22 protein-coding genes are annotated in these 25824 nt (G+C 41.0%); 3 read left to right on the plus strand and 19 right to left on the minus strand.

Annotated elements, in window-relative coordinates; genetic code table 11:
- Complete coding sequence (locus QM810_RS03820) at positions 1-1611, minus strand: hypothetical protein (RefSeq protein ID WP_414253919.1); 1611 nt, start codon at positions 1609-1611, stop codon at positions 1-3.
- A 157-nt stretch (positions 1612-1768) separates the two neighbouring features.
- Here QM810_RS03820 and QM810_RS03825 point away from each other — a divergent pair, with 157 nt between their 5' ends.
- Positions 1769-2959 (plus strand): cation diffusion facilitator family transporter, encoded by a 1191-nt coding sequence (locus tag QM810_RS03825; RefSeq protein WP_414253920.1) that lies wholly within the window; start codon positions 1769-1771, stop codon positions 2957-2959.
- 42 nt (positions 2960-3001) lie between these two features.
- Here QM810_RS03825 and scrK read toward each other — a convergent pair whose 3' ends face one another.
- Together scrK and QM810_RS03835 are read right to left on the minus strand one after the other, a co-directional pair.
- Positions 3002-3889, minus strand: coding sequence for a fructokinase ScrK (scrK, locus tag QM810_RS03830; RefSeq protein WP_414253921.1), 888 nt, complete (start codon positions 3887-3889; stop codon positions 3002-3004).
- A 308-nt stretch (positions 3890-4197) separates the two neighbouring features.
- On the minus strand, positions 4198-6093 hold the full coding sequence (locus QM810_RS03835; RefSeq protein ID WP_263394481.1) for a sucrose-specific PTS transporter subunit IIBC: 1896 nt from the start codon (positions 6091-6093) through the stop codon (positions 4198-4200).
- A gap of 363 nt (positions 6094-6456) precedes the next feature.
- Between QM810_RS03835 and QM810_RS03840 the strand changes: the two genes are divergently transcribed.
- Positions 6457-7911, plus strand: a complete 1455-nt coding sequence (locus QM810_RS03840; RefSeq protein ID WP_414253922.1) for a sucrose-6-phosphate hydrolase — start codon at positions 6457-6459, stop codon at positions 7909-7911.
- Positions 7892-8857, plus strand: coding sequence for a LacI family DNA-binding transcriptional regulator (locus QM810_RS03845; RefSeq protein WP_414253923.1), 966 nt, complete (start codon positions 7892-7894; stop codon positions 8855-8857). Before QM810_RS03840 ends, QM810_RS03845 begins: the two co-directional genes overlap by 20 nt.
- A gap of 36 nt (positions 8858-8893) precedes the next feature.
- Here the strand turns inward: QM810_RS03845 and QM810_RS03850 are convergent, their stop codons facing one another.
- The 16 genes from QM810_RS03850 to QM810_RS03925 all read right to left on the minus strand — a co-directional run bounded on the left by QM810_RS03850 (position 8894) and on the right by QM810_RS03925 (position 25580).
- On the minus strand, positions 8894-10168 hold the full coding sequence (locus tag QM810_RS03850) for a hydroxymethylglutaryl-CoA reductase, degradative (protein ID WP_414253924.1): 1275 nt from the start codon (positions 10166-10168) through the stop codon (positions 8894-8896).
- Positions 10168-11340: a hydroxymethylglutaryl-CoA synthase gene (locus QM810_RS03855; protein ID WP_414253925.1), complete on the minus strand. Its 1173-nt coding sequence runs from the start codon at positions 11338-11340 to the stop codon at positions 10168-10170. Before QM810_RS03855 ends, QM810_RS03850 begins: the two co-directional genes overlap by 1 nt.
- Before the next feature lie 162 nt (positions 11341-11502).
- Positions 11503-11952 carry a threonine/serine exporter family protein gene (locus QM810_RS03860; RefSeq protein WP_414253926.1) on the minus strand — a complete coding sequence of 150 codons (450 nt, stop codon included), beginning with the start codon at positions 11950-11952 and terminating at the stop codon, positions 11503-11505.
- 1 nt (position 11953) lies between these two features.
- Entirely contained in the window at positions 11954-12712 is a 759-nt protein-coding gene (locus tag QM810_RS03865) for a threonine/serine exporter family protein (protein ID WP_414253927.1), read from the minus strand.
- Between the two features lie 87 nt (positions 12713-12799).
- Positions 12800-14668: a Stk1 family PASTA domain-containing Ser/Thr kinase gene (pknB, locus tag QM810_RS03870; RefSeq protein ID WP_414253928.1), complete on the minus strand. Its 1869-nt coding sequence runs from the start codon at positions 14666-14668 to the stop codon at positions 12800-12802.
- A complete protein-coding gene (locus tag QM810_RS03875; protein ID WP_045615317.1) occupies positions 14665-15402 on the minus strand; it encodes a Stp1/IreP family PP2C-type Ser/Thr phosphatase in 738 nt (245 codons plus the stop codon). The genes pknB and QM810_RS03875 overlap by 4 nt, the downstream gene beginning before the upstream one ends.
- A gap of 15 nt (positions 15403-15417) precedes the next feature.
- Complete coding sequence (rsmB, locus tag QM810_RS03880; protein ID WP_414253929.1) at positions 15418-16731, minus strand: 16S rRNA (cytosine(967)-C(5))-methyltransferase RsmB; 1314 nt, start codon at positions 16729-16731, stop codon at positions 15418-15420.
- Positions 16724-17659, minus strand: coding sequence for a methionyl-tRNA formyltransferase (fmt, locus tag QM810_RS03885; RefSeq protein ID WP_414253930.1), 936 nt, complete (start codon positions 17657-17659; stop codon positions 16724-16726). Before fmt ends, rsmB begins: the two co-directional genes overlap by 8 nt.
- A 12-nt stretch (positions 17660-17671) precedes the next feature.
- A complete protein-coding gene (locus QM810_RS03890; RefSeq protein ID WP_414253931.1) occupies positions 17672-20068 on the minus strand; it encodes a primosomal protein N' in 2397 nt (798 codons plus the stop codon).
- An 84-nt stretch (positions 20069-20152) separates the two neighbouring features.
- Positions 20153-20467 (minus strand): DNA-directed RNA polymerase subunit omega, encoded by a 315-nt coding sequence (rpoZ, locus tag QM810_RS03895; protein ID WP_006149960.1) that lies wholly within the window; start codon positions 20465-20467, stop codon positions 20153-20155.
- 24 nt (positions 20468-20491) lie between these two features.
- Positions 20492-21118, minus strand: a complete 627-nt coding sequence (gmk, locus tag QM810_RS03900) for a guanylate kinase (RefSeq protein WP_045615312.1) — start codon at positions 21116-21118, stop codon at positions 20492-20494.
- A gap of 135 nt (positions 21119-21253) precedes the next feature.
- Positions 21254-22867, minus strand: coding sequence for a ribonuclease Y (locus QM810_RS03905; protein WP_045615311.1), 1614 nt, complete (start codon positions 22865-22867; stop codon positions 21254-21256).
- 219 nt (positions 22868-23086) lie between these two features.
- Positions 23087-23341 carry a Txe/YoeB family addiction module toxin gene (locus QM810_RS03910; protein WP_045615310.1) on the minus strand — a complete coding sequence of 85 codons (255 nt, stop codon included), beginning with the start codon at positions 23339-23341 and terminating at the stop codon, positions 23087-23089.
- A 3-nt stretch (positions 23342-23344) separates the two neighbouring features.
- Positions 23345-23599, minus strand: coding sequence for a type II toxin-antitoxin system Phd/YefM family antitoxin (locus QM810_RS03915; protein ID WP_198921333.1), 255 nt, complete (start codon positions 23597-23599; stop codon positions 23345-23347).
- Between the two features lie 133 nt (positions 23600-23732).
- Complete coding sequence (locus tag QM810_RS03920; RefSeq protein WP_414253932.1) at positions 23733-24830, minus strand: nucleotidyltransferase; 1098 nt, start codon at positions 24828-24830, stop codon at positions 23733-23735.
- A gap of 9 nt (positions 24831-24839) precedes the next feature.
- On the minus strand, positions 24840-25580 hold the full coding sequence (locus QM810_RS03925) for a class I SAM-dependent DNA methyltransferase (RefSeq protein WP_414253933.1): 741 nt from the start codon (positions 25578-25580) through the stop codon (positions 24840-24842).
- Positions 25581-25824 lie beyond the last annotated feature (244 nt).

The following is a 25824-nucleotide window of genomic DNA, read 5'->3' on the forward strand; positions in this document are numbered from 1 at the left end:
CTATCTATCTTCTCCTGTTCTTAGTCGATAAAGATTCATATCAGAAGTGACTTCCTCAACTTCTTCAAAATAAACATCTTTCTGGTAATGTTCTTTCATAATTTTTTTTACTCTATCCATATTTCCTGAGGAAGGTGACCAAAAGAATAGGATGTTCTCCTTATCTAAAGCTGATGAAAGAAGATTACTAGGGTCCTCCACATTGTAGTTTTCCATTAATTGATAGTAATGAGGAGAAAAAGTCTGCCAATTACCTAAGGTCGTAGTGTTTCCTATCAACTGATTAGACTTCGTTCTAATCGTAGCTAAGCTCGGTTGGGAATTGACAAGTGTGCCATAGCCACCAAAAACAAGCAATTTATCAGAATGTTTTTCCACTACATCATGGTACTCTGATACCATTGACGATTGGATGATTGGGAACCAATAAAGTTCTTGCCCTATACTATTCACCCAGACCATACTTGCCAGCATTCCTACAAGTTGTAAACTATAAAAAACTCCTCTTTTTTCTAACAGTTTTCTCTTGGTATAAAATAAGGGCGCATAGTAGATGAAAAAGATTAAAAAGCTAATGATAATTGGGATATAGACACGTTCTACTACTCTCTGCCTAACAAATAATGCACCGATTAGTGCAAATGGAACAAGCGGGAGTAACCAGCCATAGACTTTCTTAGGCTTGAAGAACAAAAACCAGACAACCATAACAAGAAGAAAGGTTGTCAAAATAATGTTTTGGAAATAATCTTTCACCATCTGAAATACATTAAAGGAGTACTTCTCAGAGAAAGAACGTACGGATTGAATTTTTGTTAACAACTCATTGTTCAAAGCATCTTTTTCAGCAAACAACCAGTAGGTTGAAGCAGATAAGTCGTTTTCACTGACCCCCAATTCCTGAAATTCCTTGGCATGCTTCTCATACTCAATCGCAGGGAAATCTCTCAAATTGGTACTTAGAGTATTCCAAGTTAAGTATTCTTGAACATCTGGTTTCGTTAATGTGTAAACTTTATTAGAAGCAAAGATAAGTAAAATAAGAGCAGATAATACGAAGAACTCTTTTTTCTTTTTCTCTTTGATTACTTCAAAAACTAGAAACGGCAGTAAAAGTAGCAATAAACTGGCAATGATTTGCGGTCTAATCGACAATCCAATCAGAGACAACAGAGCTCCTACGATGTATTTTCTATCGAACAATAAAAGTATCCCTGCTGTAGACAACAAATAAGCGATTACTGAAAACGAGAAATACTTCATCAAAATCATTTGAAGTATAACAAGTAGGGGAAGAACAAAAAAAAGTTTCTTCCTGAAAAAAGAATCCAAGTATACACTAAAGCTCAAGCAAAAACTGAGGGCTAGGAAAATAAAATAAACATTCCAAGTTGTAAACAATTGCTGAAGGAATACTAAAGCAGATGACAACATAATCCCAATGTAGGGAAGCAACATATTATCACCAGATAGTATGGTTTGATTGACCATGATATCATCTACGACTGGATATTCAAAGCCTTTCATCAATCTATATCCATAAAAAATAAAAAATGGTAGCACAATCAGACCAATTCGAATCATTCTATCTGTGATTTGTTTATGGGTCATGGAAAACTCTCTCTAAAATTATGATTACTTTATATTCTATCATATTTCAATCAAAAAATCTGTTGAATCAATGCAAAACTCCCCATCCCCTCCATTTGAATTTTCCTTGGAAAACCAGTATAATGAAAGAATACTAAAATGCTAGAAGGGGAGTTAGATGAATCAATCGGTTTCAAACTTAAAATTGGCTGAGCGTGGTGCCATTATCAGCATTTTGACCTATCTATTCTTATCTGCAGCTAAGCTAGCGACCGGACACCTCCTCCATTCATCCAGTTTGGTAGCTGATGGTTTTAACAACGTTTCAGATATTGTTGGAAACGTGGCCCTTCTCATCGGGATTCGTTTGGCTCGCCAACCCGCAGATAGAGATCATCGCTTCGGTCACTGGAAAATCGAGGACCTAGCAAGTCTTATCACCTCTATCATCATGTTCTATGTTGGTTTTGATGTCTTACGCGATACGATTCAAAAGATTATCAGTCGCGAAGAAACTGTGATTGACCCACTTGGGGCGATTCTGGGAGTAATCTCTGCAGTGATTATGTTTGGAGTCTATCTCTACAACACTCACCTCAGCAAGCAGTCTAAATCTAAGGCGTTGAAAGCAGCTGCCAAGGACAATCTATCAGATGCGGTCACTTCACTCGGAACCACTATCGCCATCCTAGCCAGCAGTTTTAACTTCCCTCTCGTGGATAAGTTGGTTGCCATCGTTATCACCTTTTTTATCCTCAAAACTGCCTATGATATCTTTATCGAGTCTTCCTTCAGTCTTTCTGATGGTTTTGATGAGCACTTACTCGAAGATTACCAAAAGGCTATCATGGAAATCCCTAAGATTAGCAAAGTTAAATCACAACGCGGTCGTACCTACGGTAGCAACATTTATCTGGATATTACTCTTGAGATGAACCCAGACCTCTCTGTTTTCGAGAGCCACGAAATTGCGGATCAGGTCGAATCCATGTTATCAGAACAATTTGGTGTTTTTGATACAGACATTCATATCGAACCAGCCCCAATCCCTGAGGATGAAATCCTAGATAATGTCTATAAAAAATTGCTCATGAGAGAGCAACTGATTGACCAAGGAAATCAACTGGAAGAGTTACTTGCAGAAGACTTCATTTATATCCGCCAAGACGGACAAGAATTAGACAAAGGAGCCTATAAGGCTGAAAAAGAATTGACCTCTGCTATCAAGGAGCTTCATTTAACTTCCATCAGTCAAAAGACTAAACTCATCCGCTACCAAGTCGGTGATACCATTCATACCAGCATCTGGCGTCGTCACGAAACTTGGCAAAATATTTTCCATCAGGAAACCAAAATAGAAAAAGACTAAAGCAAAACTCCCAACTTTCTCAGTTGGGAGTTTTTTATATTCTTATTTTGCAACGCTCTTAGCAAGAACGAAGTTTCCTAGTGTAGCTGAACCATTGCCAGCAACAGCTGGAGTTACGATATAGTCACGTACATCTGGAACTGGTAGGTAGCCGTTGAGCAAGGATGTGAATTTCTCACGTACACGGTCAAGCATATGTTGTTGAGCCATAACCCCACCACCAAAGACGATGACATCTGGACGGAAAGTTACAGTCGCATTCACTGCAGCTTGAGCAATGTAGTAGGCTTGAACATCCCATACAGAGTTGTTCAGTTCGATGTTTTCACCACGAACACCTGTACGAGCTTCCAAACTTGGACCAGCTGCATAACCTTCCAAACACCCATTATGGAAAGGACAAACACCTTTAAATTCTTTTTCAATATCCATTGGGTGTCTAGCCACATAATAATGACCCATCTCAGGGTGACCAACACCGCCAATAAACTCGCCACGTTGGATAACACCTGCACCGATACCTGTACCGATTGTGTAATAAACCAAGTTTTCGATACGACCACCCGCATTATTACGAGCTACCACTTCACCGTAAGCAGAACTGTTTACGTCTGTTGTGAAATACATAGGCACGTTTAGAGAGCGACGAAGGGCACCAAGTAAATCTACATTTGCCCAGTTAGGTTTTGGAGTTGTTGTGATAAATCCGTAAGTTTTTGAGTTTTTATCGATATCAATAGGACCAAATGAACCAATGGCAAGTCCTGCAAGATTCTCAAATTTTGAAAAGAACTCGATAGTTTTATCGATTGTCTCGATAGGAGTTGTTGTTGGAAATTGTACTTTTTCTACAACGTTAAAGTTTTCATCACCGACAGCACAGACAAATTTTGTACCGCCCGCTTCCAAGCTTCCGTATAGTTTTGTCATGATAAACCTCTTGTATTTGTTTTCTCTATTATAGCATATTTCCAGAAGGAAAATTGCTCTATATTTTAGATTTTCCTCTGTAAATTTTACCATTCAAGCAAAAACGAACAAACATGACATTTGTTCGTTTTTTTGATTTATTAAATCGACAGTAGTATACTCAATGAAAATCAAAGAACAAACTAGGAATCGAGCTGTGGATTGCTCAAAGCACGGCTTTGAGGTTGTAAATAGAACTGACGAAGTCAGTAACACATACATACGGCAAAGCGAGTATGACGCAGTTTGAATTTGATTTTCGAAGAGTATTAAGCTTTAACTTCGATGATTGCATCTCCCTTAGCAACAGATCCAGAAGCAACTGGATTTACTGAAGCAAAGTCCGCAGTGTTCGTCACGATAACCATTGTTGTGTTATCAAGACCTGCAGCAGCAATCTTAGCTGAGTCAAACGTTCCAAGAACATCTCCAGCTTTAACCTTGTCACCTTGAGCAACTTTATGGTTGAATCCTTCACCATTCATTGAAACAGTGTCGATACCAACGTGGATCAAGATTTCAGCTCCGTTAGCTGTTCTTAGGCCATAAGCATGTCCTGTTGGGAAGACAATTGTCACTTCAGCATCAGCTGGTGCGTAAACGACATCTTCACTTGGTTTTACAGCGATACCTTGTCCCATAGCTCCGCTTGAGAATACTGGGTCATTCACATTTGAAAGAGCAACAACATCACCAACGATTGGTGTTTGGATAACGCCTTCGCTCGGTGCAACAACAGCACCAGTTACTGCTTCTTCAGCCAAACGATCTGTTTCTGCTTCAGTAACAGCACCTGCAGCTTCTTCTACTTCATCTTCATAACCAAACATGTAAGTAAGAGCGAAACCAAGTGCAAATGATACAGCTACCATAAGAAGGTATTGTAGAAGTTGTCCGTTACCAATGTAAAGCATTGTACCAGGGATGATTGTGATACCATTACCAGTACCAGCAAGTCCAAGGATAGATGCCAATCCACCACCGATTGCACCAGCAATCAATGAAAGGAAGAATGGTTTACGGAAACGCAAGTTAACCCCGAAGATAGCAGGCTCAGTAATACCTAGGAAGGCAGAAAGAGCAGCTGGGAAAGCAAGTGTTTTAAGTTTAGGATTTTTAGTTTTCACACCAACGGCTACTGTCGCAGCACCTTGAGCAGTCATGGCAGCTGTGATGATAGCGTTGAATGGGTTAGCATGGTCAGCAGCAAGCAATTGAACTTCAAGCAAGTTGAAGATGTGGTGAACACCTGATACGACGATTAATTGGTGAACTCCACCAATCAAGAAACCACCAAGTCCGAATGGCAAGTTAAGAATTGCTTTAGTTCCAATGAGAATGTAGTTTTCAACAACGTGGAAGACTGGTCCGATAACAAACAATCCAAGAATTGACATTACAAGGAGTGTTACAAACGGTGTTACCAAGAGATCAAGTACATCTGGAACAACCTTACGAACTGCTTTTTCAAACTTAGCTCCGACAACCCCGATGATGAAGGCTGGAAGAACTGAACCTTGCAAACCTACAACTGGGATAAATCCGAAGAACTGCATTGCAGTTACTTCACCACCAGACGCAACAGCCCAGGCATTTGGAAGTGAACCAGAAACGAGCATCATACCAAGAACGATACCAACAGCTGGGTTACCACCGAATACACGGAAAGTTGACCACACAACCAAACCTGGCAAGATAATAAAGGCAGTGTCTGTCAAGATCTGAGTATAAGTTGTCACATCTTCTGGAAGTGTCATTCCAAGAGCAGTCAAGAGACCACGAACACCCATGAAGAGACCAGTTGCTACGATAACTGGAATGATTGGAACGAAGACGTCACCGAAAGTACGGATGGCACGTTGGAACCAATTTCCTTGTTTAGCAGCTTCTGCTTTCATTTCAGCTTTTGTTGAAGTTGGCAAACCAAGGGCTACGACTTCATCGTACATCTTGTTTACTGTACCAGTACCAAAGATGATTTGGTATTGACCTGAGTTAAAGAAAGCACCTTGAACTTTTTCCAAGCTCTCGATAGCATCTTTGTTAATTTTCGCTTCATCTTTAACCATAACGCGAAGGCGAGTCGCACAGTGCGCAACACTGTTAACGTTCTCACGTCCACCTAAGGCTTCGATGACTTTTTTTGCAATTTCTGTATTCGTCATTTGCAAAAATCTCCTTATAAAAAATTTGTAAAATGTTTGAAAGCGATTTTATCCGCCCTACGCATATAATTCTATCATGTTTTTAAAATATGTCAAGCGTTTTGCAGAAAAAATTTTAGTATTTTAATTTTTTGATTGTTTTTGAGGTTTTTTAAATAAAACAAGCAATATTTTACCTATTATTGTGAGGTTTTTAAGGATTTTTTTGCAAATTATTTCATTTTTTCATTTATTTTCATAAATTTCTTCAAACTATTTCTGTCAATCGTTTGACATTTTTTTCTTAATTTCATGATAAAAGACTTGCTTTTTTAAAAGGAAACGTTTACTATAAAGATAGTAGAATTTATGGAGGGAATATAAATGGAATGGACTACTGAACGTCGTTACAGACGTTATGAAGATTGGACACAAGAAGAAAGAAAAGAAATCCAAGAAAAGATGGCACAATCCCCATGGCATGTCAGCTATCACATTGAGCCAAAAGAAGGACTCCTTAACGACCCGAACGGTTTTTCTTACTTTGATGGCAAGTGGGTTGTCTTTTACCAAAACTTCCCCTTTGGTGCAGCTCACGGTTTGAAATCTTGGGTTCAGCTTGAAAGTGACGACTTGGTTCACTTTACTGAAACAGGTGTAAAAATCTTACCTGATACTCCACTTGACAGCCACGGTGCTTACTCTGGATCTGCTATGCAGTTTGGCGATCAGTTATTCCTATTTTATACGGGAAATGTCCGTGATGAAAACTGGGTGCGTCACCCTTATCAGATTGGTGCCTTAATGGATAAGGACGGAAAGATTGAAAAAATTGATAAGGTCTTGATTGATCAACCAGCTGATGCTACTGACCACTTCCGTGATCCACAAATTTTTAACTTTAAAGGACAATACTATGCTATCGTCGGCGGTCAGGACTTGGAGAAAAAAGGATTTGTCCGTCTCTACAAAGCGGTCGATAACGATTATACAAACTGGCAAGAAGTGGGTGATTTGGACTTCAACAATGACCGTACTGCCTATATGATGGAGTGCCCAAACCTAGTCTTTGTTGGGGAACAGCCAGTTCTTCTCTACTGTCCACAAGGTTTGGATAAAAAGGTTCTTGACTATGACAATATCTATCCAAATATGTATAAAATCGGTGCTTCCTTTGACCCAGAAAATGCTCGTATGATAGATGTTTCTGAACTTCACAATCTTGATCATGGTTTTGAAGCCTATGCTACTCAAGCTTTTAACGCTCCTGATGGACGTGCCTTAGCAGTAAGTTGGCTTGGTTTACCAGATGTTTCTTATCCATCTGATCGCTTTGATCACCAAGGAACTTTCTCATTGGTCAAAGAATTAACCATTAAAGATGGCAAACTCTATCAGTATCCTGTAGCAGCCATCAAGGAACTCCGTGCTTCAAAAGAGGAATTTTCAAATCGTTCTGAAACCAAAAACACCTACGAACTTGAGCTTAACCTAGAAGCCGATAGTCAAAGTGAAATCGTTCTTCTTGCTGATAAAGATGGCAAGGGACTCTCTATCAATTTTGACCTTGTCAATGGTCAAGTAACCGTCGACCGCAGTCAAGCAGGTGAGCAATACGCTCAAGAATTTGGAACTACTCGCTCATGTCCTATTGACAAGCAAGCTACTACCGTAAATATCTTCATTGATCATTCAGTCTTTGAAATTTTCATTAATAAAGGAGAAAAAGTATTTTCTGGTCGTGTATTCCCGCATGCAGATCAAAATGGAATTCTCATTAAATCTGGAAACCCAACTGGAACATACTACGAATTAGAATATGGTCGCAAAACTAACTGATGTCGCAAAATTAGCTGGCGTCAGCCCTACTACTGTTTCACGTGTCATCAATAAAAAGGGTTATCTTTCAGAAAAAACCATTCAAAAGGTTAATGATGCTATGCGTGAGCTGGGCTATAAACCCAATAACTTAGCTCGAAGTCTTCAAGGAAAATCAGCCAAGTTAATCGGTTTGATTTTCCCTAAAATCAGCCATGTGTTCTATGCTGAATTGATTGACAAATTGGAACACGAACTCTTCAAAAAAGGTTACAAGACAATCATTTGTAATAGTGAACACGATTCGGAAAAAGAACGTGAATACATCGAAATGCTAGAAGCCAACCAGGTAGACGGCATCATTTCGGGAAGTCATAACCTTGGGATTGAGGATTACAATCGCGTTACTGCTCCGATTATTTCATTTGACCGTAACCTCTCACCAGATATCCCTGTCGTTTCTTCTGACAACTATGCTGGTGGTGTCCTAGCTGCTCAGACCTTGGCTAAAACTGGAGCCCAATCTATCATCATGATTACAGGAAATGACAACTCCAATTCACCAACTGGACTTCGTCATGCTGGTTTTGCTTCTATCTTACCAAAAGCTCCTATTATCAATGTTTCCAGTGACTTTTCGCCCCTTCGTAAGGAAATGGAAATTAAAAATATCCTGACCAAACAAAAACCAGATGCGATTTTCGCATCGGATGATTTGACAGCCATCTTGGTGATGAAGATCGCTCAGGAACTTGGTATTTCTGTTCCAGAACAACTTAAGGTTATTGGATACGACGGAACTTATTTTATCGAGAATTTCTATCCTCACCTCACTACCATTAAACAACCTTTGGAGGAAATTGCTCGCCTGACAGTTGATTTACTACTTCAAAAAATCGAGGGGAAAGAAGTTGCTACGACTGGTTATTTCTTACCAGTTAGTCTCTTACCAGGTAAAAGTATTTAAACAAAAAACTCAGACTAGTTTCGTCTGAGTTTTTTCTTATGATCTTAAGTTTTTCAAAAGAGTTTGGGCTTTTTCTAAATTAAAAGTTTTTTCAGCAATCAAGCTTTCTACCAACTTAGGTACTTCAGTCTCTGTGGCTCCTGCTAGAAGAGCCAAGGATTTTGCTTGTAGTTTCATATGTCCATGCTGAATCCCTGTGCTGACAAGAGCTTTAAGAGCTGCAAAGTTTTGTGCAAGACCAATTGACACGATAATTTGGGATAATTCCTTAGCTGATGGATGACCTAGCAATTCATGGCTGAGGACTACTCGAGGATTAAGACCAATTGATCCACCCTTGGTAGCAACCGGCATCGGCATAGTCATCTCTCCGATTAACTCTTCTGTTTCCAAATCCATGGTCCAACGACTGAGACCTCGATAAGCACCATCGTGACTGGCATAGGCATGCGCTCCTGCTTCGATGGCACGCCAATCATTTCCTGTCGCAATCAAGAGAGCATCGATTCCGTTAAAAATTCCCTTATTGTGGGTAGCTGCTCGATAAGGATCTGCTTGAGCAAACTGGCTGGCTAAAACCATTTTTTCTGCCAACTCACGCGCTTCATCCTTCTGGCGACTCAAATAACGAAAGGCAATCCGACAAGTTGCAGTTACTAGAGAATCCGTGGCATAGTTGGATAGAATGCCCATTAAACTTTGCCCTTGACTTAAAGCCTCTAAGCTAGGTTTTAAAGCTTCAAGCATGGTATTGAGCATATTAGCTCCCATGGCTTCCTGAGTATCCACATGAAGATAAACCACTAAAAAGTCAGCCTCACCAGAAATTTTCTCAACTGTTAGCTCTCTGGCTCCACCACCACGTTTGACAATAGATGGATAGGCTTGGTTTGCTTGTTCGAGTAGCTCTGCTTTTTGACTCAGAATAGCACTACAAGCTTTATCCCTATCTGGAACCTGATAAAGAGCTACCTGACCAATCATTTGGCGTTGATGAACCTGAGCAGTAAAACCACCCGCACGTTTGATAATCTTACTGGCAAAACTAGCTGCAGCAACAACAGATGGCTCTTCGGTCACATAAGGAACTGTGTGCTCTTGACCATTTACCAACACTTCTGGAACTACTGAGTATGGAAGTGAGAAAGTTCCTATCACATTTTCACTCAATTGGTCCGCTACTGCTAGACTGAGATTTTCGTTTTGCTCGAGACTTTCTTGGGCTTCCATAGAAGTAAGCGCCTGAGACTTAACGAGCTCTAGGCGCTCTTGAATTGATTTTTTAGCAAATCCATTCCAATTCTTTTTCATTATTTTTCAACCTTGCTGTAGCGACGTTGGTGATCTACAATCTCAACAAGAGCATAATCCTGTCCTTCATAGCCTGACATCGTTGCAGATCCAGACTCATCCAAGTGGGCTTCCTCAAAGAACATTCGTTCATAATCAGCTACGCTCAATGCTTGACGTTGGTCTAGCAACTCTAATCGATTATTCTGCAATTGTTTTTCATAGCCTTCAACTAATTCCACACTAAAGAACTCAGATACAGCACCACTACCATAGCTGTAGAGGGCAATCTTATCTCCAACTTTCAGGCTATCAGAATTTTCAAGAAGAGACAAGAGACCTAAGAAGAGTGAACCTGTATAAATGTTCCCAACTTTTTGGCTATAAATAATAGATTCATCAAAGTGCTTTTGAAGCAAGTCCTTCTTCTCTTGAGGCAAGGATTTGTCGAGAATTTTCTTCAAACCCTTGAGAGCTAGCTTCGGATAAGGTAAGTGGAAACATACAGCCTCAAAATCGTTCAAATTACAGTCATAACGCTTTTGATACTCTTCCCAAGTCGTTTTTAAACTATCAAGATATTGTTGCGTTGAGTAAACCCCATTTACAAATGGTGTTGTCGAATAGTTTGGACGCCAAAAATCCATGATATCACGAGTTTGTGCAACATTATCATTGTTGAAAATCATCACACGTGGATTTTGGCTAATCAACATAGCAACACATCCTGCACCTTGAGTTGGTTCTCCAGGAGTTTCGACACCATATCTTGCAATATCACTAGCAAGCACCAGAACCTTTGATTTAGGAGAATTTTCTACATGTAACTTAGCATAGTGAAGAGCCGCAGTTGCACCATAGCAAGCTTCCTTGATTTCAAAACTACGAGCAAAAGGTTGAATTCCAAGCAAACCGTGTACAAAAACCGCAGCGGCCTTACTTTGATCGACTCCAGATTCTGTCGCTACGATAACCATATCAATCTCTTGCTTCTCTTCTTCAGTCAGGATAGAATTTCCTGCACTGGCAGCCAAGGTAACAATATCCTCTGTTAAAGGAGCGATACTCAATTCTTTTAAAAGGAGTCCTTTACTCAATTTTTCAGGATCAATTCCTCGGGTTTCTGCTAAATCTTGTAATTTCAAAACGTATTGACTGGTCGCAAAACCAATCTTATCAATACCGATTGTCATATTTACCTCTATTTTTATCATTCATTGTAAAAATTCGTTCACCTCTATTTTATCACAATTGAAGTCAAATGAGCGAAAAAAGACTTGATTCCCCAAATCAAGTTCATTTCCATCGGAGCATCCATATTCTTTCAGCCACTCTACCCACGAAAAAATCGAGTCTTAGCTAGCTCGATTCTTTTTGAGATAGTAATACAACTTGAGTATGACTGTCCCACTTGCCATTCCTATTGAAATAACAAGGGCCAACATCATCACCAACATTGCACTGGCAATGGCGTTTCTATAGTCGCCTGTCACAAAAAATGAAGTCGTTCGATAAGAGAGATAACCTGGTACCAGCGGAGCCAATATGGCTAAAGCAAACACAACGGCTGGTGTTTTGTAGATAATACTCATAATCTGACTGATACAAGAACCAATTACAGCGGCAATAAAGGTCGCCAAAATAACATTAGTTGGTTCCTTGAGTATTAGATAGAGTAGCCAGATTGACATACCCAAAACTCCACCAGGAATGAGCATGGAACGTTGGACGTTTAAAACGATTAAAAAAGTGATAATAGCTAGCAGACTAGCTAGAGCCTGCAATAAAAATGTTGTTACAGTCATATTAGTTCATGAGTACGAGGGCGACAGAGGTGCCCGCCCCTAAGGCAAGGGTAACAAGCAAGGATTCAAACATCTTGCTCATACCAGAGTTAATGTGATTGGTCATAATATCTCTAACAGCATTAGTCAGGGCAATTCCTGGTACAAATGGCATGACCGCACCTGCAATGACCAAATCAGCTGTAGAGGGCAATCCAGAATAGCGCGCCCAAAATTGTGCAATCAAGCCAAAAACAAGAGCACCTGCAAAAGCTGTCATAAAGGGAATTCGAATAAATTTTTCTACGTAAAGGGAAAAGGTGAAAGCGAATATGGTCGCTACTCCTGCACCAATGGCATCGTAGACATTCCCCCCGAACATGATAGAGAAGAAGGGAGCACTGAGGGTAGCTGCAGCAGTTAGCTGAACATTGGTGTAGGGAGATGCCTTAGCATTTAATTGCTTGAGTTGAATAAAGGCTGTCTCCAAATCAAGCTGTCCTGATACAAGTTGTCGTGAAATCTGATTAACATCACAAACCTTCTCAATATTATATGCAGAAGAGGTTACTCGTTTCATTCGAGAGATATTTGTATTTTCAATGGAGAAAAAAATAGCTGCAGGCATGGCCAAAACATTACAATCCATAATGCCCTGTGAATGAGCAATCCTAATCATGGTATCTTCAACACGATAAATCTCAGAACCATTGCGAAGCAGTATCGTTCCTGCTAGCATAATGACATCGATCACTGCATTCAGTTGTTTGACTTCGTCCATGTTTTCCTCCTTCTAAAACTCCTTTTTATTTTATCATAAATTTGAAGGAAAAAAAATCTTTGTCACAAAAACTGTGACAAAGATTGATTAGTTCTCACCTTGATGGGTATCTGAAGATGTGGTGGTTTGATTAGTTTGTGGTTCTCTAATCTGTGGCGATGTCTCTCCACGATAAGGGTTCCCTTGCGATGGATTTATAGTTGTCGTAGTTGTTTTCGGTTTATAGATAGAAATCTTGATACGAGTAGTATTCAGATCCACTCCTTCACCTGGTTTTGGACTTTGACTGACTACAGTTTCCTCAGCAGTTCCTTCTGGAGCTGTAGAGACCTCTACCACTTCAATATTAGCCTCTTTTACACCTACTATCTGAATTAAGTTATTCTTGGTAAATTCAAGACTTGATCCAATGTAACTTGGCATAGGAACGCTAGTTACCTTCTTGGCTACTGTCAAGGTAATCTCTGTTGCCTTACTGAGATCATAAGTGGTTCCTTCTGACAGACTCTGTCTCATAACAAGGCCCGCCTCTGTTTCACTTGATTCCTCTTCTACAATCTTGATGAGATTTTCAGGAACTTTTTTACCTTTCAATTCTGCAATGACGTCCGTAGATTTACGTCCAATATAATTTCCAATCTTAAACGATTGCTGACCTGAAGAGATAATAAGATTAACTTTTGTTCCTTCTTTTCGTGCCGAGCCAGCATCTGGATCTGTTCGGATAACTCGACCTTCTTCGACAGTATCACTAGCTTCAGTCTTTTCCTCGCCAATTTCAAAATTAGCTTTTTTAAGATTTTCCTTGGCTTCTGCTACAGTTTGTCCTGCAACTTTTGGAATTTCCACAGTTGCTGGTGTTTTCGATACAATCCAAAATAGAGAAGCCATAACAAGTATAAAACTAGCTAAAAGCACAAAATATCTTGCTTTGAAACGACGTTTCTTGACTGGTTTTGCCACGGTTTCTTTATTAGTTGCCTTTTGGGTCGGCTTTTGGCTCTGATGACTCTCTTCCTTCGGTTGCACTTTAGGAATCGCTGTTAAAGTAGACTGTGAGATTTTCGGTAAGGTTTTAGTATCAACCTTACTTGTATCGTCAAATACTAGCTTTGGTTCATTGCGACGATTGTATGAAAGACTACTCAACAAGTCAACATACATCTCAGAAACTGTTTGATAACGGTCTGTTAATTTTTTAGCTGTCGCTTTAATTACCACATTTTCCAATGATTGTGGCACTGATGGGTTTTCTGCAATGACAGAAGGAAGTGGTTTTTGGAAATGCTGAAGTGCAATGGTAACAGCACTATCGCCATCATAAGGAATATGACCTGTCAACATTTCAAAGAAAATAATCCCCATGGCATAAATATCACTCTGTATTGTCGCCTTTGAACCACGCGCCTGTTCAGGTGATAGATAGTGAACAGAACCTAACATAGAGTTGGTCTGTGTCAAACTTGTTTCTGCAAAGGCCACCGCAATCCCAAAGTCTGTAACTTTTGCAGTGCCATCAGGAGTCAAGAGAATATTTTGAGGTTTCAAATCACGGTGAACAATTCCCTTTGCATGTGCCAAACGCATAGCTAAGAGAATCTGCCCCATGATACGAACAGCTTCCTCGTTAGAGAGAGGATAGTGTTCTTTGATATAGCGTTTGAGGTCAAGACCCGCTACATATTCCATAGCTAGGTACTGCTGACCGTCTTCTTCACCGATATCCGTAATTCGAACGATATGAGGATGATCTAAGTCTGCCATCGCACGCGCTTCACGCTGAAAACGTGCAACAGCGATAGGATCTGTCTGATAGTTGGTTCTCAGAACCTTTACAGCAACTTCTTCCCCATCCAGAATCAAATCTTTGGCCAGGTAGACATCTGCCATCCCTCCGCGGCCAATTTGTTTGATAATCCGATATCGTCCGGCAAATATCTTGCCGATCTGGATCATTCTGATTCCTCCTCAATCGCAATCAAGGCAACAGTAATGTTATCAAGCCCTCCGGCATTGTTTGCAAAACGTACTAAAGTTGCCGCCTTGTCTTCAAGTGAAATATCACTTGTCACGATGTCATAGATTTCACTTCCTGAAATCATATTCGTGAGACCATCACTGTTCATAACGATATAATCCCCTGGTTCCAAGCTTACAATTCCTAAATCCGGTTGAATTTCATCTTTTTGTCCGATAGACTGGGTGATGATATTCTTTTGTGGATGTGCTTCAGCTTCTTCAGGTGTTAATTGACCTGCCTTGAGCAATTCATTCACCAAAGAATGGTCACTCGTTAATTGATGGTATTCTTCACCACGAACCAATCCGATACGAGAATCGCCAATATGAGCATAGATAGCTTGATTATCTATGATTGCAAGGGCTTCTAGAGTTGTACCCATTCCCTTGTATGCTTCATCTCGACCTAATTGGTAAATCTTTTGATTTTCAATCTCTAGATGTTCTGCAAACCATTCACGAACTTCATTAACGGTATCAATCTGAGTATCTACCCAGGCAACACCCAAATCTGTTACTGCCATCTCACTGGCAATATTACCTGCGCGGTGTCCTCCCATCCCGTCAGCCAAGATAATCATCGTGCGACCGGCACGGTTGACAAAAAGATTGACATAGTCTTGATTATTTGTACGTTTCTGACCCACATCTGTTAATAATGAAATCTCCATTGTGTCAGTTCCTTCCTAATCGGATATCTTGCGAAATTGGCTGATAAAGAATCCATCACTTCCATACAAATCTGGAGTAATGAGGATGCAGCCATCTTTCAGGATATCCTTGCATTCGTGTTCTAGTTTAACCTGCTCGAACTCTGGATGACTTTCTAAAAACGCTTGAACAACTTGAAAGTTCTCTTCAGAGACAATAGTGCAGGTACTATAAGTTATTATACCACCTTTACGTAGCGTTTGACAAACACTACCTAATATTTCCAACTGAATTTCCTGTAATGACGCGAAATCAGCAGTGTCTTTGTTGTATTTGATATCTGGTTTCCGACGTAAAAGTCCAATCCCTGAACAAGGGGCATCGACTAGAATCTTATCAAATTGATCCTTGCCAAAAAACTCATGCACTTTTCGAGCATCCAGTTTTTGCGTTTGCACACGATCTGCTACACCTAAACGCTGAGCATTTTCTTGAATCAAAGTGAGTTTATGGTCGTAGAAATCCAGAGCTGTTACCTGACCTGTCGTTAGATAAGACGCCATATGGGCTGTCTTGCCACCAGGAGCCGCACAGGCATCTAAAACCTGCTCATCTCCTTGTAAATCTAGTGTAGGCGCAACCAACTGACTAGACTCATCCTGGATGGTAATAGCCCCTTCAGCAAATAAGTCATGACTAGCAAAATGCCCTTGCTCCTTGACCAAACCAGCAGCTGACAGAATCGAATCACTGGCATCAAGTAAAGTTTTAATTTCCTCTTTGCGGCTCAAATCTGTCACTCGAATACTAGCTTTGTTGCGTTTTAAAAGACTTTCAAAAATCGCTTGAGCTCGCGCTTCTCCATACTCTTCCTTGAGTTTAGAAACCAACCAAACTGGAAGAGAGTAAGCAATGGAATCACGCTTATTTTTACGTTTGATAGTGGTGATATCTGGCAAACCCTCACGCAAAATACGGCGCAGAATAGCATTGACTAGTTTTTCACTGCCTTTCTTACGAGATTTTGCAATTTCTACGGCTTCATTGACCACTGCATGGTCAGGAAGCTTATCTAGATATTGGAGTTGATAGACGCTCATGAGAAGCAGAACATAGAGCCAGCTGTCTAGCTTGTCTCTATCCTCAATAAAGTGGGAAATGTACCACTCTAGTGTGAGTTTTCGTGCTACTGTTCCATACACAAGCTCTGTCACCAAACCTTTGTCTGCTGTTGACAGTTGACTTCCCTTGAGGTGTTTATTTAAGGCGATATTGGAGTAAGCTTGATTGACAAAGACATCCTCTAGCACCTTTAAGGCTAAGTTTCTAGCCGTTTCTACTTTAGTCACCAAATCGTTCTCCTACAGCCAAGGTACGGCCCACACCGTTAAGGAAGGAGGCAATGTCCATCTTAGGTTTTCCTGCTGGTTGAACCTGTTTGAGAGATAGAGCTCCTTCTGCTGTTGCGACGATCAACTCCTTCTTACCGATGGAGATAATCTCACCCGGATTACCCTTCCCTTCTACAGGCAGAGCTTCATAGATTTTGAAGCGTTCTCCTTTTAGGAAGGTATGAGCAACTGGCCATGGATTCATCCCACGGATTTGGTTAAAGAGTTGACGGTTGGTCTTGTTCCAATCCAACTTTTCTTCCTCAGGTTTGATATTTGGTGAGAATGTAACCTGGCTTGGGTCTTGTGGTTGAGGCTGAATTTCACCAGCTATATAAGCTGGTAGAGTATCCAAAAGCAAATCACGACCAACAATGGCCAATTTTTCAAACAAGGTTCCGACATTGTCCTCATCGGTAATGGGAATGCTACGGCGAGAAATCATATCACCAGCATCCATTTCCTTGACCATTTCCATAATGGTTACTCCTGCTTCCTCATCACCTTGAATCAAGGCGTAATGAATAGGAGCACCGCCACGGTGTTTAGGAAGAAGCGAAGCATGCACATTGACTGCAAAATCCATGCTATCAAGGAGTTTACTTGGGAGAAATTGTCCAAAAGCTGCAGTCACAATCCCATCAGCTCCCAAATTCATGATAGCTTCCATTTCTGGACTACCTGATAATTTTTCGGGTTGGTAGATAGGAAGCCCTGCTTCTTTAGCTGCTTGTTTCACTGGGGTTTCTTGAATGACTTTTTTACGACCGACCGCTCGATCTGGCTGAGTCACGACGGCCACGATTTCATAGCGATCATCTGACAAAAGTCCCTTCAAAACGGTCGCTGAAAAATCGGGCGTTCCCATAAAGATTAGTTTTGTCATCTTTTCTCCTTTTTACAAAAATTGCTGCGGTTCGTGATCAATACTGAGACGAAGCTCACTGTTTTCACGTTCTTGTGTCAAGGCCAAGACCTGGTTAAGGGTCGAAGCCAACTCATCTTCTAAACGATATTTAATCAATATTTGGTAGTGATAGAGGTTATGAGTACGAGCGATAGGTTTAGGCGTTGGACCAAGGATGATACTAGCATCCGACAAACCTGACCGCAAAATTTCCATGACCTCATAAGCTCTTCTAAGAACCTCTTCTTCTTTCTTATGAGACAAGGTAATCCCAATAGTGAAATAATAAGGTGGATAACCCAACTGACGTCTGATGCCCATTTCATAGGCATAAAAACCTTCGTAGTCCTGTTCCTTGGCAAAACGAATGGCATAGTGTTGAGGATTATAGGACTGAATCAAGACCTGACCTGCTTTTTCAGCGCGACCGGCACGACCGGCTACCTGGGTCAAGAGTTGGAAAGTCCTCTCAGAAGAACGAAAATCAGGCAGGTTCAAGGCTGTATCCGCATTGAGAACACCGACAAGGGTTACATTTGGAAAATCCAAGCCCTTGGCAATCATCTGGGTGCCAAGTAAAATATCCGCTTCCCCTTTTCCAAACTTCTCAAGTAAGGCTTGGTGACTACCCTTTTTGCGAGTTGTATCCACATCCATGCGTAGAATGCGTGCCTCTGGAAAGAGTTCTGCTAGCTCATCATAGGCCTTTTGAGTCCCTGTCCCGTAATAACGAATGCTGCGACTCTGACAGTTTGGACAGACATGGGGGATTTCCTTAGAAAAACCACAATAATGACAGTTCATAGTCTTAGTATCCATATGCAGCGTCAAGGAAATATCGCAGTTCGGACAGGTATCCACGGTCCCACATTCCCGGCACATGACAAAACTTGAATAACCACGGCGATTGAGCATGAGAACAACCTGCTCTTTTTTATCCAATCGATCTCGAATGGCCTCAATCAGAGGTGGTGTGAAGTTCGACGCCTCATTTTGTCCGATATAATCACGGAAGTCAATGAGTTGAACTTCAGGAATACTGGCAAAAGGATTGGCCCTTTGCGTCAGGCGGATATGTTGATAAACACCCTTGCCAGCACGCGCACGGCTTTCTAGACTCGGTGTTGCAGAACCAAGGACTAATGCTGCTTGATTGTACTGAGCTCGTAAAAGAGCCACGTCTCTAGCATGGTAACGAGGATTGCTATCTTGCTTGTAGCTGGCCTCGTGCTCTTCATCAATAATGATAACACCTAGATTTTTCAATGGAGCGAAAATAGCAGATCTGGCTCCAACAACTACCTGGGCTTCCCCACGCTCCACCTTGCGCCATTCATCGTACTTTTCACCATTTGACAAGCCAGAGTGGAGAATGGCAACTTTATCGCCAAACCGTGCAATAAAGCGCTCCGTCATTTGAGGTGTCAGAGAGATTTCCGGAACTAGAACAATTGCTGTTTTTCCCATATCCAAAGCACCTTGGATAATCTGCAAGTAAACCTCGGTTTTCCCACTTCCTGTAATTCCTTGAAGTAGAAAGGGAGGTTGCTGCTTACCAATCGCTCCAACAACTGCCTCACAGGCTTGTTTTTGCTCTGGGTTTAACTCTAGGGCTTGATTCGACTCAATTCCTTCAAAGTAGGCAGCTGAGCGTTGGACTTCCTTTTGAACGATGGTAACAGCACCATGTTCCACAAAGAAGTTAACTTGTTCGCGTGAGTAATGTTCTAACAAATCAGCCAGAGGAACTGTTTCAGGATGTGCTAATAAATAATCTCGCAGTTCCAATTTCTTCTTGGCACGGTTTGAGATTTCTAGTTTTTCTAATTTGTCACGATTCACTTCAACCCAAGACTGCGTCTTAACTTTCTTCTGATCCACAGCCTGGTACTCTAGTTTTAAAAGACCTTTTCGAGTCAACCGCATCATCTCAGCCTGCTTTTCTAAGTCTAGAGATGAAAATGCTAGAGACTCCTGCGAACCAAACAAACGATGTCTGTCTTCTTGACTCAAGCCTTCCAGAGGATAGAGGATCTTATCATAGCTAGAGTTCAAAAACCCAGGAAGCATTGCTTTAAGAATGGAAATTTTATAAGAGAATACTGACTTACGTAGTAATTCAGCTAGCCAGAGTTGTTCCTCCGTTAAGACAGGAGAAAAGTCCAGCACTTCGGCAATCTCTTTCAAGTCATCGTCTGCCACTTCCGCATCATTTTCTTGTTCAATTCCAAGAACAATTCCCTGAATCAAGCGATTAGCCTTCCCAAAGGGTACATGAACCCGCATACCAACTTCTAGCATCCCCTCAAATTCCTCTGGAATCTTGTAGCTATAGGGCTGGTCTGTCTGCATCAAAGGAACATCTACAATGATTTTTGCAATAGCCATATCCTCACCTCCTTCTCTTCTTAAATCGTTTCAATTGATTGAGTATTCTTGCAATAGAAAAAATAAGATTGAGTCCCCCCAACCTTAAATTTTTTCACCTTCTTCTTTTTCTTTCGCAATTTGCTCTTTGATTTTCTTTTCTTCTTCTTCTCTCAATCGTCTTTCTTCTTCGATACGACGACGAACAGCTTCGCGTTTTCCTTCTGGATCTGGGTGGATGGTTACATTCCCAGATTCAATTTCTTCCAAGGCACGAAGTGTAGATTTTTCAGATTTGAATTCTTGTGTTGGAGTTGCTCCAGCTTCTAATTCGTGAGCACGTTTTGCTAACAAGATTACGAGTGAATATTTTGATGGTACCTTGTCAAGTAAGGTATCAATAGAGGGTTTAAGCATCATTTGTTTGTACCTGTTTTCTATAGTTTATCGAATAGTCGGAGACTTTGGTAGCATATCCTGATAGTGACCGATAACACGATCGACACGGAAATGTTCTGCTTCAATCACACGTTTGACACGTTCTGCGGCAAGAGCAACATGGTCATTAACAATAGCATAGTCATACTCACGCATCAAAGCAATTTCTTCTTTAGCTTTTTCGATACGTTGGGCAATCACTTCTGCGCTATCTGTACCACGGCCTACGAGACGATCTTGCAATTCTTCCAAATCTGGTGGTGTCAAAAAGATAAAGACTGCATCTGGAACTTTTTTCTTGACCTGGAGAGCCCCTTGTACTTCAATTTCAAGGAAGACGTCGATTCCCTTATCAAGGGTTTCATTGACATAGGTCAGAGGAGTTCCGTAGTAGTTGCCTACATACTCTGCATACTCTAACATTTGTCCTTGACGAATCAACTCTTCAAATTCTTCGCGTGTACGGAAGAAATAATCAACACCGTCTACTTCACCTGGACGTTGAGCCCGTGTTGTCATAGATACAGAATATTGGAATTGATTTTCAGAACTCTCAAAAATTTCTCGTCTAACCGTTCCTTTTCCAACTCCAGAAGGACCTGAAAAAACGATTAGTAAGCCACGGTCTGCCATGATGTCTCCTTTGGATAGTTTGTGAAATGACTCGAAAATTCATCAGAATTATCTTTGTGAAGGCATTTCTGCTTACTACAATCTTTCTATCTAGTGTAACAAAAAAGCAGTAATTTTTCAACTGCTCTTTCTTATTTATTTTGCATAATCAACTGCACGAAGTTCACGAATCACGGTTACCTTGATATTTCCTGGGTAATCGAGATTACTTTCAATTTTCTCACGAACTTTGTGAGCCAAGATTGTGACCTTGTCGTCCTTGATTTGACCTGGGTTTACCATGATGCGGATTTCACGACCTGCTTGAAGGGCAAAGCTATTTTGAACACCTTCAAAGCTATTCGCGATTTCCTCTAAATCATGGAGACGTTTGATGTAGCTTTCAAGCGATTCGCTACGAGCTCCTGGACGGGCTGCACTTAAGGCATCCGCTGCAGCAACGATAACTGCAATCACACTCTCAGGTTCTACATCTCCGTGGTGGCTAGCAATAGTATTGATCACAACTGGGTGTTCCTTATACTTGCGAGCCAATTCTGTACCAATCTCAACGTGGCTGCCTTCTACCTCACGGTCAATGGCTTTACCAATATCGTGAAGGAATCCTGCACGACGGGCAAGAGCCGCATTTTCACCAAGTTCGCTAGCCATGATACCAGCTAACTTAGCCACTTCGATTGAGTGTCGCAAGACATTTTGTCCGTATGAAGTACGGAACTGTAAGCGACCCATGATCTTCATCAAGTCAGGGTGAAGGTTCGGCGCCCCAATTTCGTAGGCTGCAGCTTCACCATATTCACGAATACGGTTATCAATTTCTTGACGGTTTTTCTCAACCAACTCTTCGATACGAGCTGGGTGAATACGTCCATCCTTAAGTAAGGTTTCCATCGTCATACGGGCAATCTCACGGCGGATAGGATCAAAACCTGACAAGGTTACCACTTCTGGCGTATCATCAATGATGACATCAACCCCTGTCAAACTTTCAAAAGTACGGATATTGCGACCTTCACGACCAATGATACGACCTTTCATAGTATCATCAGGCAGATGAACGGTTGAGTTTGTAGACTCAGCTACATACTCACCAGCAATTCTCTGCATGGCTTGGGACAAGATATCCTTAGCAAGCTTATCTGAACGTTCCTTGACTTCTTGCTCTGCCTCACGAATGCGGCTAGCAATTTCCTTAGTCAAGTCTTCTTCTGTTTGGGCTAAGATAATATCTTTCGCCTCCGACTGAGTCAGACTTCCGACACGCTCAAGTTCAGCTTGCTTTTGCTTTTCAATTTCCTCTAGTTGCTCTTCACGTGCATCAAGGTTTTTTGCTCTATCAGAAATACTTTGTTCTTTTTGTTCAAGTGTTTTTTCTTTGTTCGTCAAATTATCGTCTTTACGGTCAAGGCTCGTAGCTCTCTCCGTCAAACGACTTTCGATTTGCTTGAGTTCTTGACGCTCCGACTTAAATTCAGCGTCCACTTCTTCGCGGTATTTTCTGGCTTCTTCTTTAGCCTCCAATAGTGCTTCTTTTTTAAGGGATTTGCTTTCGCTTTTAGCTTCATTGATTAATAAATCCGCTTCGCGCTCAGCTTGTCCTCGTAAATTAGTTGCTTCTTGTTCAGCATTTAAAAGCATCAACTCTGCAGCCTCTTGTGATGATTTCATCTTGACTGAGATGCTGACATATCCAATGACTAAACCAATGATGACGGCAAAAACAACTATAACAATCGCCATAATTTCCATGTTTTTACCTCAATTTATTTGTTTATCCGAATGACATGCATTCTTATACATTTTACCACAAAAAAATATTTTTAACAAACCTTAAATGGAAGTTGTTTTAGTTATTTTTAGGAGCAATATCTTCATTTTCCTTAGTAAAATAAGCTTCTTAAACCTAACTATTTTATAAAAGAATTTTTTTTTGCAAAAAATAAGAAAAAAGTCCACCTCACAGTAGACTTAGTAATGATCTTTAAAGGATAAGAAAGCGATGCTATCTCCATCCATCATGTAAATCAAGCGATTTTCAGCGTCAACGCGACGTGACCAGGCTCCTTGGTAATCGTATTTGAGTGGCTCTGGTTTCCCAATTCCTGTAAATGGATCACGTTGAATATCCTTGATTAGTTTGTTGATTCTTTTTAATGTTTTCTTGTCCTGAGTTTGCCAGTAGCAATAATCCGCCCAGGCATCTTCTGTAAACTTGAGTAGCATTCATCACTCCTCAATCACATGAACCTGCGTGCGTCCTGCACGAACTTGGGACATTCCTCGCAAGACCTTATCAGAAAGTTCCTTATTCTGAGCAATCCTCAAAGTTTCTTGAATACTATCCCACTCGCTCTTTGATAGGACTACAATATCTTCATCTGGATTTTTATTGACCACCGTCAAAGGTTCAAACTCATCGTTTACCTTCTTCATATAGTCTTTTAAATGATTTCGGAATGTTGAATAAAGAACTGCTTCCATAACCATACCTCGTTTTACCTCTTTTCCACTATTATACACGAAAAGAAAAAAATTGTCAGGAACTTGTACAAGATTTTTTCATTTCTATCTAGTTATTCGAAAAAAACTAAAAAAAGCCTACCTTTCAGTAGACTTAGTTCGATTCGATTCTGATTGGCACTCTGCCAAAATTTTGTTCTACGACACTAGGGTGTCCCAGTTGATAAATCTGGTCTGCCTTTTGAGTCATAGCATCCCAGGGTTCTTTACCGATTCGGCTAACTAGATTAACCTGCTCCTTAAGAGTTTTAAGGTGTTGTCTTCCTTTTTCGGTAAAACCAAGGACATGAATGGCTTCTGGCAGGTCACTTTCTCTAGCTTGTACCAAGATATAGATCAAGAGGCGTCGCACACGCGCTTTGGTGTAGCGTTTGGTAGCAACTATCTCGACTAATTCTTCCACAGACTGAGCTGTCTTAATAGCATCCTCGATGCGCACCGACATTTCTTGATTGACCTGATAAATGTTAGTTAGGTCAGGATTTGACAAGATTTGATAGCGTAAGAGTGAAAAATAATCTTCCCAACTCACCTTACTAGCATTTTCAAAAAGTTCAACAGAAGGCATAAAACGCTCTAGAAAATTCTGATCTGTTTGATGCTGACGGAGGGCTGTTGCAGATGCAAAGTCAACATCCTTGTCCACAGAATGGTAACCTGCTCCCTGACGTTGAATTGGATGAAGCTTGATCTTTCGCCCTGCTACCGCCTTGGCATAGGCAAGAGCAAGGACATGATTGGGCGTATCACCTGAAAAATCAAGGTCTGCAAATTCCTTCCACATGGCTTGGGTTTTCTGAGGGTAAGAAAGAGAATCCGGTAAGTTTTCCATGAAGAGTTCCATCTCTTGACCACGCTCTGTATATAGGTTAGCAATTTGCTGGTAATCCAGAACTTCTTCTGTCCCAAAGGCTAGGGTATCCATCCCCAAATGATCCAAGATATCTACTGAACCTTGACCAAAGAAATCCGCTGCTTGTACACTGACTAAAAAGGGCAATTCTACAACTAAGTCCGCTCCATTCTCTAGTGCCATTTGAGCCCGTGTCCACTTGTCCACGATAGCCGGCTCTCCACGCTGCATGAAATTTCCAGACATGGCCACAATTTTCAACCCTTTAGCTTGTTCAAGCAGGTATTTGTGGCCATTATGAAAAGGATTGAACTCTGCGATAATACCTGTAATGGTCATGATGTTCTCCTACTTCTGTGCCACAAAAAACCAACGAGTACTGGTCTCTGTAGGCTCCTTATCCTCAAAGTCTGCGTAGAGTTTGAAGGACTTAAAACCAGCCTGTTCCAACAAAATATCATAGGTCAAGACTTCGTAAGTGCGCTCCTCATGCACTTCATCGTGGCGACTAAAGGAACCGTCAGCCTCCTTGATAAAGAAAGTCAGTTCATGCACGATGGAATGTGGTGCTGCATCCTCATAGGTATCCCAGAGCATGGCAAAATCTTCCGCATTTTCATGGTAAGAATAGCCTGGGAAAACTTCATCAGTCTGGTAGGTCGAATGCACGTCAAAGATGAAAACTCCGTCTTCATTGAGGGCATTATAGACTTCTTTAAAGACATCCCCTACTTCCACCTCGTCCTGCATATAGCAGATTGAGTCCGAATAACAAGTCACAAAGTCGTATTTACCAGCCTTGGATAAATCCAGCATATTGCCTTCAATAAAATCAATCTTTTGCTTGGATGAAGTAGCTCTCTTCTCGGCAATCTTCAACATATCCGCACTCAAATCAAGCCCAGTCACATCAAATCCAGCTTGAGAAAAGCGCACAGACTGAATCCCTGTACCGCAAGCCAGCTCCAAGAGTTTCTTTCTCTCCTTAGTCTTAGGCAAATGACGAAGAGAAAAATCCGTCCATTTATCGTATAAACTATCATCCATAACTGCATCGTAAACAGCCGCAAAGGTTTCGTATGTTGCCATAATCATGATACCAAGAGAGTCTCTGGAAATACCACTCGCTCTCACCTTTCTAACGATTTTCTTCTAAATTAAGCAAATAAACCCAGTTGACTGCAACTGAGTTCAATTGAAGACAAAGTCTTATTAAGACTTTCCTTAGGTGATTTCGGACGTCTGCGACCTTCTTCGAAGTTCCAAGACTTAGTTTTGAGCCTAAAGTCTCAAAACTCCCGACCTCTTGAAACATTATCGTTTCAAGAACTAT

It is taken from the genome of Streptococcus infantis (genome assembly GCF_047464155.1).
GTDB lineage: Bacteria > Bacillota > Bacilli > Lactobacillales > Streptococcaceae > Streptococcus > Streptococcus infantis_U.

Bases quoted from the DNA above. Each gene is read 5' to 3' on its own strand.
- QM810_RS03820 (WP_414253919.1), bottom strand. From the start codon at position 1,611: ATGACCCATAAACAAATCACAGATAGAATGATTCGAATTGGTCTGATT.
- QM810_RS03825 (WP_414253920.1), top strand. From the start codon at position 1,769: ATGAATCAATCGGTTTCAAACTTAAAATTGGCTGAGCGTGGTGCCATT.
- scrK (WP_414253921.1), bottom strand. From the start codon at position 3,889: ATGACAAAACTATACGGAAGCTTGGAAGCGGGCGGTACAAAATTTGTC.
- QM810_RS03835 (WP_263394481.1), bottom strand. From the start codon at position 6,093: ATGACGAATACAGAAATTGCAAAAAAAGTCATCGAAGCCTTAGGTGGA.
- QM810_RS03840 (WP_414253922.1), top strand. From the start codon at position 6,457: ATGGAATGGACTACTGAACGTCGTTACAGACGTTATGAAGATTGGACA.
- QM810_RS03845 (WP_414253923.1), top strand. From the start codon at position 7,892: ATGGTCGCAAAACTAACTGATGTCGCAAAATTAGCTGGCGTCAGCCCT.
- QM810_RS03850 (WP_414253924.1), bottom strand. From the start codon at position 10,168: ATGAAAAAGAATTGGAATGGATTTGCTAAAAAATCAATTCAAGAGCGC.
- QM810_RS03855 (WP_414253925.1), bottom strand. From the start codon at position 11,340: ATGACAATCGGTATTGATAAGATTGGTTTTGCGACCAGTCAATACGTT.
- QM810_RS03860 (WP_414253926.1), bottom strand. From the start codon at position 11,952: ATGACTGTAACAACATTTTTATTGCAGGCTCTAGCTAGTCTGCTAGCT.
- QM810_RS03865 (WP_414253927.1), bottom strand. From the start codon at position 12,712: ATGGACGAAGTCAAACAACTGAATGCAGTGATCGATGTCATTATGCTA.
- pknB (WP_414253928.1), bottom strand. From the start codon at position 14,668: ATGATCCAGATCGGCAAGATATTTGCCGGACGATATCGGATTATCAAA.
- QM810_RS03875 (WP_045615317.1), bottom strand. From the start codon at position 15,402: ATGGAGATTTCATTATTAACAGATGTGGGTCAGAAACGTACAAATAAT.
- fmt (WP_414253930.1), bottom strand. From the start codon at position 17,659: ATGACAAAACTAATCTTTATGGGAACGCCCGATTTTTCAGCGACCGTT.
- QM810_RS03890 (WP_414253931.1), bottom strand. From the start codon at position 20,068: ATGGCTATTGCAAAAATCATTGTAGATGTTCCTTTGATGCAGACAGAC.
- rpoZ (WP_006149960.1), bottom strand. From the start codon at position 20,467: ATGATGCTTAAACCCTCTATTGATACCTTACTTGACAAGGTACCATCA.
- gmk (WP_045615312.1), bottom strand. From the start codon at position 21,118: ATGGCAGACCGTGGCTTACTAATCGTTTTTTCAGGTCCTTCTGGAGTT.
- QM810_RS03905 (WP_045615311.1), bottom strand. From the start codon at position 22,867: ATGGAAATTATGGCGATTGTTATAGTTGTTTTTGCCGTCATCATTGGT.
- QM810_RS03910 (WP_045615310.1), bottom strand. From the start codon at position 23,341: ATGCTACTCAAGTTTACAGAAGATGCCTGGGCGGATTATTGCTACTGG.
- QM810_RS03915 (WP_198921333.1), bottom strand. From the start codon at position 23,599: ATGGAAGCAGTTCTTTATTCAACATTCCGAAATCATTTAAAAGACTAT.
- QM810_RS03920 (WP_414253932.1), bottom strand. From the start codon at position 24,830: ATGACCATTACAGGTATTATCGCAGAGTTCAATCCTTTTCATAATGGC.
- QM810_RS03925 (WP_414253933.1), bottom strand. From the start codon at position 25,580: ATGGCAACATACGAAACCTTTGCGGCTGTTTACGATGCAGTTATGGAT.